General features: G+C 66.2%; 11 protein-coding genes. 8 read left to right on the forward strand and 3 right to left on the reverse strand.

Annotated elements, in window-relative coordinates; genetic code table 11:
• Nucleotides 1-368 precede the first annotated feature (368 nt).
• Entirely contained in the window at nt 369-2,264 is a 1,896-nt protein-coding gene (mrdA, locus tag AC2T3R_RS15695) for a penicillin-binding protein 2 (protein WP_367245573.1), read from the forward strand.
• A gap of 210 nt (nt 2,265-2,474) precedes the next feature.
• Here mrdA and AC2T3R_RS15700 read toward each other — a convergent pair whose 3' ends face one another.
• Nucleotides 2,475-2,798 (reverse strand): hypothetical protein, encoded by a 324-nt coding sequence (locus AC2T3R_RS15700; RefSeq protein ID WP_486743902.1) that lies wholly within the window; start codon nt 2,796-2,798, stop codon nt 2,475-2,477.
• A 20-nt stretch (nt 2,799-2,818) separates the two neighbouring features.
• On the opposite strand from AC2T3R_RS15700, the gene AC2T3R_RS15705 reads away from it, so the two are divergent.
• Nucleotides 2,819-3,061, forward strand: a complete 243-nt coding sequence (locus AC2T3R_RS15705) for a hypothetical protein (RefSeq protein ID WP_486743903.1) — start codon at nt 2,819-2,821, stop codon at nt 3,059-3,061.
• A gap of 94 nt (nt 3,062-3,155) precedes the next feature.
• Here AC2T3R_RS15705 and AC2T3R_RS15710 read toward each other — a convergent pair whose 3' ends face one another.
• On the reverse strand, nt 3,156-3,782 hold the full coding sequence (locus tag AC2T3R_RS15710; protein WP_015270789.1) for a glutathione S-transferase family protein: 627 nt from the start codon (nt 3,780-3,782) through the stop codon (nt 3,156-3,158).
• Between the two features lie 172 nt (nt 3,783-3,954).
• On the opposite strand from AC2T3R_RS15710, the gene AC2T3R_RS15715 reads away from it, so the two are divergent.
• Entirely contained in the window at nt 3,955-4,272 is a 318-nt protein-coding gene (locus AC2T3R_RS15715; RefSeq protein ID WP_003260922.1) for a DUF2388 domain-containing protein, read from the forward strand.
• A 128-nt stretch (nt 4,273-4,400) separates the two neighbouring features.
• On the opposite strand, the gene glcC is transcribed toward AC2T3R_RS15715, so the two are convergent.
• Nucleotides 4,401-5,165 (reverse strand): transcriptional regulator GlcC, encoded by a 765-nt coding sequence (glcC, locus tag AC2T3R_RS15720; protein WP_486743904.1) that lies wholly within the window; start codon nt 5,163-5,165, stop codon nt 4,401-4,403.
• Between the two features lie 195 nt (nt 5,166-5,360).
• Here glcC and glcD point away from each other — a divergent pair, with 195 nt between their 5' ends.
• From glcD to AC2T3R_RS15745, 5 genes are all read left to right on the forward strand, one after another.
• Nucleotides 5,361-6,860: a glycolate oxidase subunit GlcD gene (glcD, locus tag AC2T3R_RS15725; protein ID WP_367245576.1), complete on the forward strand. Its 1,500-nt coding sequence runs from the start codon at nt 5,361-5,363 to the stop codon at nt 6,858-6,860.
• Complete coding sequence (gene glcE, locus AC2T3R_RS15730) at nt 6,860-7,912, forward strand: glycolate oxidase subunit GlcE (RefSeq protein WP_410952800.1); 1,053 nt, start codon at nt 6,860-6,862, stop codon at nt 7,910-7,912. Before glcD ends, glcE begins: the two co-directional genes overlap by 1 nt.
• Before the next feature lie 9 nt (nt 7,913-7,921).
• Entirely contained in the window at nt 7,922-9,157 is a 1,236-nt protein-coding gene (gene glcF / locus AC2T3R_RS15735) for a glycolate oxidase subunit GlcF (protein WP_410952801.1), read from the forward strand.
• Nucleotides 9,150-9,548 (forward strand): heme-binding protein, encoded by a 399-nt coding sequence (locus AC2T3R_RS15740; RefSeq protein WP_003260918.1) that lies wholly within the window; start codon nt 9,150-9,152, stop codon nt 9,546-9,548. Before glcF ends, AC2T3R_RS15740 begins: the two co-directional genes overlap by 8 nt.
• 152 nt (nt 9,549-9,700) lie before the next feature.
• Nucleotides 9,701-11,872 carry a malate synthase G gene (locus tag AC2T3R_RS15745; RefSeq protein WP_486743905.1) on the forward strand — a complete coding sequence of 724 codons (2,172 nt, stop codon included), beginning with the start codon at nt 9,701-9,703 and terminating at the stop codon, nt 11,870-11,872.
• The last annotated feature ends 115 nt before the right edge of the window (nt 11,873-11,987 follow it).

Below are 11,987 nucleotides of genomic sequence, written 5' to 3' on the forward strand. Positions count from 1 at the left end.
TCTTAGGAATAGCAGGTTCATGGCGACATGGGCGTGCTCATGGACTCAACTTGCATCGTTCCATCAACAAGTTCCATCACCACTCCGCCGCCATGAACAAATCTTCATTTTGCTGGCAAGCGCCCTGATCACGGGGCACACAGCCAATACCAGCCTACCGCCAGCCGGCACTTGCCTTGAGGGTGCGGTACAGGTTGCGTAGCATCCGCGGCCCGATCGCGCGCGTACAACCACCGCGCCACCTGTAGGAGCAGCCTTGTGCTGCGAATGGGCCGTCGTGGCCTGCTGAACTACTACGGTGCTACCGTCCTCTTCGCAGCACAAGGCTGCTCCTACAGGCACTGCTACCCGTCAGGACAGAGTCACCGATGCCACAACCCATCCCCCTCAAGGACCACGAAAAGGAAAAGCACCTGGTCAACCGCCGGCTTCTGGCCTGCGCCGCCCTGGTCTTCAGCCTGGTCGCCGTCCTGGTGGGCCGGCTCTATGTGCTGCAGGTGCTGCAACACGACCAGCAGACCGCCGTATCGGAAAACAACCGCGTGCACGTGCTGCCCATCGCCCCCGAGCGCGGGCTGATCTACGACCGCAACGGCGTGGTGCTGGCCGACAACAAGCCCAGCTTCGACCTGACCATGACCCGCGAGCGGGCCGGCGGCGACACGGCCAAGGTGCTCGATACCCTGGCCCAGGTGCTGAGCCTGACCGAGGACGACCGCAAGCAGTTCGACAAGGACCTGCGCCGTGGCCGCAAGCCGTTCGAGCCGGTGACCCTGATGGTCGGCCTGAGCGAGGAGCAGATCGCCCTGGTGGCGGTGAACCAGTTCCGCCTGCCAGGCCTGGAGGTGGAACCACAGTTCATCCGCGAGTACCCGCTGGCCGAGCATTTCGCCCACTCGGTGGGCTATGTGGGGCGCATCAACGAGAAAGAGGCCAAGACCCTCGACAGCACCGAATACCGGGGCACCCAGTCGATCGGCAAGACCGGCATCGAGCACTTCTACGAAAGCCAGCTGCATGGCCACGTGGGCTACGAGGAGGTCGAGACCAACGCCCAGGGGCGGGTGATGCGTGTGCTCAACCACAAGGCCCCGACCCCGGGCCAGGACATCGTCCTGACCCTGGACGCCCACCTGCAACTGGCCGCGGAAAAGGCCCTGGGTGACCGCCGTGGCTCGGTGGTGGTGCTCGACCCGGCCAATGGCGACGTGCTGGCGATGGTCAGCAACCCCAGCTTCGACCCCAACCTGTTCGTCAAAGGCATCAGCTTCAAACAGTACGCCGCCCTGCGCGATTCCATCGACCGCCCGCTGTTCAACCGCGTGCTGCGCGGCCTGTATGCCCCCGGTTCGACGGTGAAGCCGGAGGTGGCCATCGCCGGCCTCGACAGCGGCGTGATCACCCCGGGCAGCCGGGTGTTCGACCCGGGCTACTACGAGCTGCCAAACTACGACCACAAGTACCGCAATTGGAACCGCAGCGGCGATGGCTGGGTGGATATGTACACCGCCATCATGCGGTCCAACGACACCTACTTCTACGACCTGGCGCACAAGCTGGGCATCGACCGCCTGCACGACTACATGGCCGAGTTCGGCCTGGGCCAGAAGGTGTCGCTGGACATGTTCGAGGAAGCGTCCGGGCTGATGCCATCGGCCGAGTGGAAGCGCGCCACCCGGCGCCAGGCCTGGTTCCCGGGCGAGACGCTGATCCTGGGCATCGGCCAGGGCTACATGCAGGTCACCCCGCTGCAGCTGGCCCAGGCCACCAGCCTGCTGGCGAGCAAGGGCGTGTGGCACCGCCCGCACCTGGCCATGACCGTGGGTGGCGATGCGCCGGTAGACCCCAACCCGATGCCCAATATCGTGCTGCACGACAGGCACGCCTGGGACCAGGTCAGCCAGGGCATGCAGATGGTCATGCACGACCCGCGCGGCATCGCCCGCGCTGCCGCGGCCGGTGCGCAATACCGGATTGCCGGCAAGAGCGGCACCGCGCAGGTGGTGGCGATCAAGCAGGGCGAACGCTACAACCGCAACAAAACCTTGGAGCGGCACCGCGACAACGCCCTGTTCGTAGGCTTTGCCCCGGCTGATCACCCGAGTGTGGTGGTGGCGGTTATGATCGAGAACGGCGAAGCCGGCGGGCGGGTGGCAGGGCCGGTTGTGCGGGAGGTGATGGATGCCTATCTGCTGGATGAGCAGGGACATCTGAAGCCGCAGTATGCAGGTGGGGTAGCGCCTCGCAGCGTGCCGCATGCGTGAGAATCGCTGGAAGCCGCTCTATGGCCTGTTCGGGCCTCTTCGCGGGCACGCCCGCTCCCACAGGTGCTGCGCCAACCTTGAAAGCGGCGCGATACCTGTGGGAGCGGGCGTGCCCGCGAAGAGGCCGACACAGACACCCAAATTGCTAGCTCCGATCGCCTCCGCGATCATCCCCAACGTCATGGTCAGCCCCATCGTCGGCGCCATGCCCTACACCGTGCGGCTCGCCCACATCGTGATTCGCCTCATGATTGGCTTCGTGGTTGGCCTCGTGGTTGGCCTCGTGGTCGGCACCATCATCAGCACCATTGCGCCCGCGGCCATCATGCCCACCACCATCGCCACTGTGCCCGCTGCCACTGCCGCCGTGGCCACCACCCGAGCCACCACCGCCGCTACCGCCACCTCCACCGCCATGGCCACCGCCGCCGCCACTACCACCGCCGCCACCATGGCCACCGCCACCACCACTACCACCACCTCCGCCACCATGGCCACCGCCACCGCCACCGCCACCGCCACCATCCTTCGCATACGCGCTGGAGGTACCGTCAATGGAGTCTGGCACCAACACGGCCGAAGCCGACAACACTGTACCGATAGCCAAAGCCAACAAGCATTTCCTGAGCATCATGATGCCTCCGCTTGGAGTAGCACCGGGTTGCACGACGCACCCTGTTATTTCCGGCCCCCCATGGGGCGACTTGCTAACCAGCGCGGCCTTCCATCTGCAGCGGTTGAACGAGATCCTTCAGGGCCTGCCGGCCAAACATTTCGGGATGTTTCTTGATTTCTGAGCGTAGCCACGCCGCTGCGCTTGTCACCGACCGGCCATCAGAATGGCTGGCTCGCCAAAGGCCCACTGCACCATGGCCTGGCGAGCCGGATTGCTCAGGATGCCGCGCGGGGCATCAGTTCATACGGGTGCTTCCACCCTGGCAACGCCTGGATTCGCGCTTTCCATGCCTCGATGTGGGTGAACTGCGCCAACGCAATGCCAGTGTCCTCCGGCATGAACACATACCCGGCCAGCGACAGGTCAGCGATCGTCAGCCGGCCACCGACCATGAACGGTGTCTTCGCCAGGTGCGCGTCGACGATACGGTAGGCCGCCATGGCACGTTCACGCAGGAACCGGGTCACATCCGTTTCACCGGTTTTCTTCAGGCAGAAAAGAAAACGCAGCGCCGCGTAGTAGCTGGTGAACTTATGGTTATCGAACAGCATCCAGCGCCAGATCTCGCGCTTTTCGTCTTCGTCGCGGGGGCCGAACTGCCCGGTTTTCTCCGCGAGGTAGTCGAGGATCAGCGCAGACTGGGTAAAGGATTTGCCGGCGTGTTCCAGCACCGGCACCTCGCCCTGTTCGTTCACGTCGTCGCGCCAGGCTTGTTCGCGAGTCTGGCCATTGAAGAAATCGACGAACACCGGCTGCCAGTCCTGGCCTGTGAGTTCAAGCATCAGGGCGGCCTTGTAGGCGTTACCGGATTCGGCGAAGCAATGCAGCTTGTAGTCGGGCATGGGGAGAACCTTCATCCATTGAAATGATTGGGCCAGCAGCCCGAGCAGATCACGCCTGGCTCGACAGGGTCAATGCCTGTTTCCGATACGAAGGGAACTACCACCCCACCTGCGCTTTCTTAATCACTGAGTGGTTCAATTACTTGGGCTTCACGCTACTGGAGAACACACCATGCGCCACCTACTCCTCGCCCCTGCGCTGCTGCTCCTGCTGCCTGCCGGTGCTGCCCTGGCTGACGTCGACGCAGGCGACGTCGCAACCTCGGCCGGTGTTTCCGCTTCGCTTTACTCGACCTTCAAGGACGACAAACGGATCATCCCGGCGCGTGACGAGCTTTCGGCCTACGTCGCCAGCGGTGGTGCAATCCGTGGCGCCTATGTGGAGTCGGCGCTGGAACAGGCCCGCAAGGACAACCCAGGCCTGCAGGCCAATGATGAAGAGCTGGCCCGGGCCCTCCTCTCGCAGGATGACCGCATAGCCGATCATTGATTGAGCTAATCCTTCACCGGCCTCTTCGCGGGTAAACCCGCTCCCACAGGCACCGCACCGACTTCAAACCCAGCGCAGCCTCCTGTAGGAGCGGGTTTACTCGCGAAAGGGCCGGCACAGGCAACACCTCAACCCCAGCCATCCATGCGCATGGTAGCCCTTACCAGCCGCTGCTCTTCCTGCTCGATCTCCCGCAAACTGTCGCGGATCCCGTTGATATGCTCGCGCGCCGCGCGCTGCGCCTGCTCGGGCAACTGCTCCATCACCGCGTGATACAACCGCGCATGCTGGCGGTCGATCTGGCGCTTCTGCGCCGGCCGGCAATACAGGTTGTTGACCGAGGCGAACACCGTGCTCAAGGTCAGGTCACTGAGCGATTGCAAGGTATGCACCAGCACCGGGTTGTGCGAAGCCTCACTGATCGCCCGGTGAAAGGCATGGTCGCGGCGGGCATGTTCACGGGCATCGATCGCTTCGGGGGCTTCGTGCGCAGCCAGCATCTCTTCATAGCGCCGGCGGATCAGCAAACGGTCGACCTCGGTGGCGCGCAGTGCCGCCAGGCGCGCCGATTCGACTTCCAGCAACGCCCGCACTTCCAGCAGGTCGAACAGCGTGCGCGGCTGCGAGCCGAACAGGTGCATCAACGGCGTGGCACCCGCATGGCCCGTGAGGTCGGCGACGAACGAGCCGCGCCCCTGCTCGGTGTCGATGATGCCGCGCCCGCGCAGGATGCGCAGGCCTTCCCGCAGCGCCGAGCGCGAGCAGCCCAGCTTGTCCACCAGGCGCCGCTCCGACGGCAGGGCCTGGCCCACCTTGAGCACGCCTTCGACGATCAGCCGCTCGACCCGTTCGGCCACCTGGTCGGCGACCTTGGCCTTGCCTTCAGTACCCACTGCGTACCCTCCTGCTGGTAGGACCACTTCGACCACCTGCTTCAATCTAGCCGGGCAAAGCCGTCAATAACCAGTACCCGTCGCAAAAACTGGTAGGACCAGTTCACCCCGTGCTCGACCGCGGCGGCTGCCACGCGCAGGCTGCAAGGGTGAGCGCATTGCCAACAACAACAAAAACCGTTGCCGAGTGAGCCGATGAATATCCTTTACGACGAACGCGTCGATGGCGCGCTGCCTGACGTGGACCGGGGGGCGCTGCTGCAAGCGCTGCGCGCTGCCCTGCCGGACCTCGAGATCCTGCACCGCGAGGAAGACCTCAAGCCCTATGAATGCGACGGCCTCTCAGCCTACCGCACGGTGCCGCTGCTGGTGGTGCTGCCCGAGCGCCTGGAGCAGGTGCAGGCCCTGCTCAGGCTCTGCCACCAGCGTGGTGTGCCGGTGGTGGCACGCGGCGCCGGTACCGGCCTGTCGGGCGGCGCCCTGCCGCTGGCAAAAGGCATCCTGCTGGTGATGGCGCGTTTCAACCGCATTCTCGAGGTCAACCCGCAAGGCCGCTTCGCCCGTGTGCAGCCCGGCGTGCGCAACCTGGCCATCTCCCAGGCTGCCGCGCCCCACGGCTTGTACTATGCGCCGGACCCATCCTCGCAGATAGCCTGCTCCATCGGCGGCAATGTTGCGGAGAACGCCGGTGGCGTGCACTGCCTGAAGTACGGCCTGACCGTGCACAACCTGCTCAAGGTGGAAATCCTCACGGTCGAGGGCGAACGCCTGACCCTTGGCAGCGATGCCCTGGACAGCCCCGGTTTCGACCTGCTGGCACTGTTCACCGGCTCCGAAGGCATGCTCGGCATCGTCACCGAAGTCACCGTCAAGCTGCTGCCCAAGCCCCAGGTGGCACGGGTGCTGCTGGCCAGTTTCGACAGCGTCGAGGACGCCGGCCGGGCAGTGGCCGAGATCATCGCTGCCGGGATCATCCCCGGCGGCCTGGAGATGATGGACAACCTGGCGATCCGCGCTGCGGAGGACTTCATCCACGCCGGCTACCCGGTTGACGCTGCGGCCATCCTGCTGTGCGAACTGGATGGCGTCGAAGCCGATGTGCACGATGACTGCGAACGGGTCGCCGCCGTGCTGGCCCAGGCCGGTGCACGTGATGTGCGGCTGGCCTGCGACGAGGCCGAGCGCGTGCGCTTCTGGGCCGGGCGCAAGAACGCCTTCCCGGCGGTGGGGCGCATCTCCCCGGACTACTACTGCATGGACGGCACCATCCCGCGCCGCGAACTGCCACGGGTGCTCAAGGGCATCAGCGACCTGTCCACCGAATACGGCCTGCGCGTGGCCAACGTGTTCCATGCCGGCGACGGCAACATGCACCCGCTGATCCTGTTCGATGCCAACCTGCCAGGCGAGCTGGAACGTGCCGAAGCCATCGGCGGCAAAATCCTCGAGCTGTGCGTGGCCGTGGGCGGCAGCATCACCGGCGAGCACGGCGTGGGGCGCGAGAAGATCAACCAGATGTGCGCACAGTTCAACAGCGACGAAATCACCCTGTTCCATGCGATCAAGGCTGCCTTCGACCCGCAAGGCCTGCTCAACCCCGGCAAGAACATCCCCACCCTGCACCGCTGCGCCGAATTCGGCGCCATGCACGTGCACCATGGGCAACTGCCCTTTCCCGAACTGGAGCGCTTCTGATGAGCATGGACCGCGACATCAGCCAGGCCCTGCTGGAGCAGGTCAACCAGGCGCTGAACCAGGCCACGCCGCTGCGTATCCAGGGTGGCAACAGCAAGGCCATGCTCGGCTGCCCGGTGGCCGGCGAGGTACTCGACACCCGCAGCCACCGCGGCATCGTCAGCTACGACCCGACCGAGCTGGTGCTCACTGCCCGCGCCGGCACGCCGCTGCGCGAGATCGAGGCAGCGCTGCACGAGGCTGGCCAGATGCTGCCCTGCGAACCACCGCACCTGGGCCCCGACGCCACCCTGGGTGGCATGGTCGCGGCCGGGCTGTCGGGCCCCAGGCGGCCGTGGGCCGGGTCGGTGCGTGACTATGTGCTGGGCACGCGGGTAATCACCGGCCACGGCAAGCTGTTGCGCTTTGGTGGCGAAGTGATGAAGAACGTTGCCGGCTACGACGTGTCGCGGCTGATGGCGGGCAGCTTCGGCTGCCTCGGGCTGCTGACCGAGGTGTCGCTGAAAGTGCTGCCACGCCCGCGCCAGTGCCTCAGCCTGCGCCTGCCGATGGGCCGCCACCAGGCGCTGGCGGAGCTGGCCGAATGGGGCCAGCAGCCGCTGCCGATCAGTGCGGCCTGCCATGACGGTGACGCGCTGTACCTGCGCCTGGAAGGCGGCGAAGGCTCGGTGCAGTCGGCACGCCAGCGCCTGGGCGGCGAGGCACTGGACAGCAGCTTCTGGAGCGACCTGCGCGAGCAGCGCCTGGCTTTCTTTGCCGGCCCCGCGCCGCTGTGGCGCTTGTCCGTGCCCAATACCACCGGCGAGCTGGACCTGCCCGGCCAGCAGCTGATCGACTGGGGTGGCGCGCAGCGCTGGCTCAAGTCCACGGCACCGGCGCAGCACATCCGCGAGCAGGTCGCCAAGGTCGGTGGCCACGCCACCTGCCATGTCCCTGGCGCTGCCAGCAGCCCACCGCTGCCCGCCGCGCTGATGCGCTACCACCGAGCGCTCAAGCAGCAACTCGACCCCCAGGGTGTGTTCAACCCTGGCCGCCTGTACCCGGACCTGTGAGGCCAGACCATGCAAACCAACCTGAGCGAAACCGCCCGACGCCTGGCCCGCGCCGACGAGGCCGAAAGCATCCTGCGCTCCTGCGTGCACTGTGGCTTCTGTACCGCCACGTGCCCCACCTACCAGCTGCTGGGCGATGAACTGGACGGCCCACGCGGGCGCATCTACCTGATCAAGCAGATGCTCGAAGGCGCGCCGATCACCGCCAGCACCCAGTTGCACCTGGATCGCTGCCTGACCTGCCGCAACTGTGAAACCACCTGCCCTTCCGGGGTGAAGTACCACGACCTGCTGGACATTGGCCGCGCCGTGGTCGAACAGCAGGTGCCACGCCCGCTCGGCCAGCGCCTGCTGCGCCAGGGCCTGCGTGCAGTGGTGCCACGCCCGGCGCTGTTCAAGGCCCTGACCCGCAGTGGCCAGGCCCTGCGCCCACTGCTACCGGCCACGCTCAAGCGCAAGCTGCCGGCGCGGGTCACCGCCCCCGGCCAACGCCCCGCACCGCGCCATGCGCGGCGGGTGCTGATGCTGGAAGGCTGCGTGCAACCGGCCCTGTCGCCCAACACCAATGCCGCCGCCGCACGCCTGCTGGACCGCCTGGGCATCAGCGTGGTGCCAATCCGGCAGGCCGGCTGCTGTGGCGCGGTGGACTACCACCTCAATGCCCAGGAACAAGGCCTGCAACGGGCGCGGCGCAATATCGATGCCTGGTGGCCTGCCATCGAAGCCGGCGCCGAGGCCATCGTGCAAACCGCCAGCGGCTGCGGCGCGTTCGTGCGCGATTACGGCCACCTGCTGGAAAAGGACCCGCGCTACGCCGCCAAGGCCGCACGGGTCAGCGCCCTGTCCCGCGACCTGGTGGAGGTGCTGCGCGACGAGCCGGTCGAGCAACTGGGCGTGTGCGTCGAACAGCGCCTGGCCTTCCATTGCCCATGCACCCTGCAGCACGCGCTGAAGCTGGGGGGTGCGGTGGAGACATTGCTGACACGCCTTGGCTTCACCTTGACCCCGGTACCGGACGGCCACCTGTGCTGCGGCTCGGCCGGCACCTATTCGCTGACCCAACCCGAGCTGTCGCTACAACTGCGCGACAACCGCCTCAACGCCCTGGAAAGCGGCAAACCGCAAGTCATCGCCACCGCCAACATCGGCTGCCAAGCCCACCTCGACGGGGCCGGGCGCACACCGGTGCGGCACTGGATCGAAATCGTCGAAGCAGCCTTGAACCCGGAGAACCACCATGCATAGCAAGTCCGTTATCGGCCAGGCCGAAGTCGCCAAAGTGCTGACCGCCGCCCGCCAGGAAGCCCAGGCACAACAATGGAACGTGACCATTGCCGTGGTCGACGACGGCGGCCACCCGCTGGCCCTGGAGCGCCTGGACGGCTGCGCGCCGGCCAGCGCCTACATCGCGATGGAAAAGGCCCGCACTGCCGCACTGGGGCGCAAGGAGACGCGAGATTACGAGGAAATGGTCAATGGTGGCCGTACTGCTTTCGTTACCGCGCCGCTGCTGACCAGCCTGGAAGGTGGCGTACCGCTGCGGGTGGATGGCCAGGTGGTGGGGGCGATCGGCGTGTCCGGGGTCAAGGCCGAGCAGGATGCCCAGGTGGCCAAGGCCGGGGCGGCTGCTCTCTGAATCCTGTGCCGGCCTCTTCGCGGGCTTGCCCGCTCCCACAGGGCTTTCACAAGGCCTGAGACGGGTGCAGCACCTGTAGGAGCGGGTTTACCCGCGAAGAGGCCAGCAAAAGCAACATTTATCCAGAAGCCTGAACATAGAGCGAACAGACAATGCCAAACCATCCACTCCAGATCGCCCCCACCCTGCAGCGCTTCATCGAAGATGAAGTCCTCCCCGGCACCGGCATCGAAGCCCGCACCTTCTGGCAAGGTTTCAGCACCCTGGTCCACGACCTCGCACCACAAAACCGCGCCCTGCTCGCCGAACGCGAGCGCCTGCAGACAGAACTCGACAACTGGCACCGCCAGCACCCCGGCCCGATCCGTGACATGGCCGCCTACCAGCATTTCCTGGAAGGCATCGGCTACCTTGTAGAGCCCCCGGCAAGCGTGCAGGTCAGCACCCGCAACGTCGACCGCGAGATCGCCGTGCAGGCCGGCCCGCAACTGGTGGTGCCACTGAGCAACGCCCGCTACGCCCTCAACGCCGCCAACGCCCGCTGGGGCTCGCTGTACGATGCCCTGTACGGCACCGATGCCATCGCCGAAACCGAGGGCACCGAACGTGGCCAGGGCTACAACCCGCAACGCGGCGCCAAGGTGATCGCCTATGGCCGGCAGTTCCTCGACACCGCGGCCCCCCTCGACGGTGCGTCGCACAACGACGCCAAGGCCTACGCGATCAGCCAGGGCACGCTGCAGGTAACCCTGGCCGATGGCCGCCAGGTCGGCCTCAGGCACCCCGCGCAACTGCGTGGCTACCAAGGTGAGCCGAACGCGCCAACAGCGATCCTGTTGCAGCATCACCAGCTGCATTTCGAAATCCAGGTCGACCCGGCCAACGCCATCGGCCAGCAGGACCCGGCCGGGGTCAAGGACATCCTGCTGGAGGCCGCGCTCACCACCATCATCGACTGCGAAGACTCGGTAGCCGCCGTGGACGCCGACGACAAGGTCAACGTCTACCGCAACTGGCTCGGCCTGATGAAGGGCGACCTCAGCGAACAGGTCAGCAAGGGCGGCAAGACCTTCGAACGCACCCTGGCCGAAGACCGCCACTACCACGGCGCAGACGGCCAGCCCCTGACTCTGCCGGGCCGTTCGCTGCTGTTCATCCGCAACGTCGGCCACCTGATGACCAACCCGGCCATCCACGACCGCGATGGCCGGGAAATCCCGGAAGGCATCCTCGATGCCGTGGTCACCAGCCTGATCGGCCTGCATGACCTCAAGCGCCGTGGCAATTCCCGCGAGGGCAGCCTGTACATCGTCAAGCCGAAGATGCACGGGCCGGCCGAGGTGGCCTTTGCCGACCAGCTGTTCGGCCGCGTCGAAGCCCTGTTGGGCCTGCCCGCACACACGCTGAAGATGGGCATCATGGACGAGGAGCGGCGTACCAGCGTCAACCTCAAAGCCTGCATCGCCAGCGCCGCGTCACGGGTGGTGTTCATCAATACCGGCTTCCTCGACCGCACCGGTGACGAGATGCACACGGCCATGGAAGCCGGCGCCATGCTGCGCAAGGGCGACATGAAAGGCAGTGCCTGGATCCAGGCCTATGAGCGCAGCAACGTACTGGTGGGGCTGGCCTGTGGCCTGCGCGGCAAGGCGCAGATCGGCAAGGGCATGTGGGCCATGCCCGACCTGATGGCGGCCATGCTGGAACAGAAAGTCGCCCAGCCCAGGGCCGGCGCCAACACGGCCTGGGTGCCCTCGCCCACAGCCGCGACACTGCATGCGCTGCACTACCACCAGGTGGATGTGGCGGCCGTGCAGCAAACGCTGGAACAGGTTGACCTGAATGCCCAGCGCGCCGAGTTGCTGCATGACCTGCTCAGTGTCCCGGTCAGCCCCGAGCGGCCCTGGAGCGCAGCCGAAATCCAGGCCGAGCTGGACAACAACTGCCAGGGTATCCTCGGTTACGTGGTGCGCTGGGTCGAGCAAGGGGTCGGCTGTTCCAAGGTGCCGGATATCCATGATGTGGGCCTGATGGAAGACCGCGCGACCTTGCGGATTTCGGCGCAGCACATTGCCAACTGGCTGCACCACGGGGTGGTCGATGCCGAGCAGGTCGAGGCGACCTTGCAACGCATGGCCGGCGTGGTCGACCAGCAGAATGCCGGGGACCCGGCGTACCGGCCGATGGCCGCCGGTTTCGAGGCATCGCATGCCTTCCGCGCTGCGCGGGAGCTGGTGTTCAAGGGGCGGCAGCAGCCCAGTGGCTATACCGAACCGTTACTGCATGGCTGGCGCTTGCGCTTCAAGCAGGAGGTCGGGCGCTGATGCTGACAGGGGGCCGCCATGCGGCCCTATCGCCGGCAAGCCAGCTCCCACAGGTACTGCACAGGCTTCTGGCCTGGTGTGATACCTGTGGGAGCTGGCTTGCCGGCGATGAGGC

Source organism: Pseudomonas sp. PVC-5-1, from assembly GCF_057444345.1.

What these genes read in the sequence shown, in the direction of transcription:
- mrdA (WP_367245573.1), top strand. Translation starts at nt 369, where the DNA reads ATGCCACAACCCATCCCCCTCAAGGACCACGAAAAGGAAAAGCACCTG.
- AC2T3R_RS15700 (WP_486743902.1), bottom strand. Translation starts at nt 2,798, where the DNA reads ATGCGAAGGATGGTGGCGGTGGCGGTGGCGGTGGCGGTGGCCATGGTG.
- AC2T3R_RS15705 (WP_486743903.1), top strand. Translation starts at nt 2,819, where the DNA reads ATGGAGTCTGGCACCAACACGGCCGAAGCCGACAACACTGTACCGATA.
- AC2T3R_RS15710 (WP_015270789.1), bottom strand. Translation starts at nt 3,782, where the DNA reads ATGCCCGACTACAAGCTGCATTGCTTCGCCGAATCCGGTAACGCCTAC.
- AC2T3R_RS15715 (WP_003260922.1), top strand. Translation starts at nt 3,955, where the DNA reads ATGCGCCACCTACTCCTCGCCCCTGCGCTGCTGCTCCTGCTGCCTGCC.
- glcD (WP_367245576.1), top strand. Translation starts at nt 5,361, where the DNA reads ATGAATATCCTTTACGACGAACGCGTCGATGGCGCGCTGCCTGACGTG.
- glcE (WP_410952800.1), top strand. Translation starts at nt 6,860, where the DNA reads ATGAGCATGGACCGCGACATCAGCCAGGCCCTGCTGGAGCAGGTCAAC.
- glcF (WP_410952801.1), top strand. Translation starts at nt 7,922, where the DNA reads ATGCAAACCAACCTGAGCGAAACCGCCCGACGCCTGGCCCGCGCCGAC.
- AC2T3R_RS15740 (WP_003260918.1), top strand. Translation starts at nt 9,150, where the DNA reads ATGCATAGCAAGTCCGTTATCGGCCAGGCCGAAGTCGCCAAAGTGCTG.
- AC2T3R_RS15745 (WP_486743905.1), top strand. Translation starts at nt 9,701, where the DNA reads ATGCCAAACCATCCACTCCAGATCGCCCCCACCCTGCAGCGCTTCATC.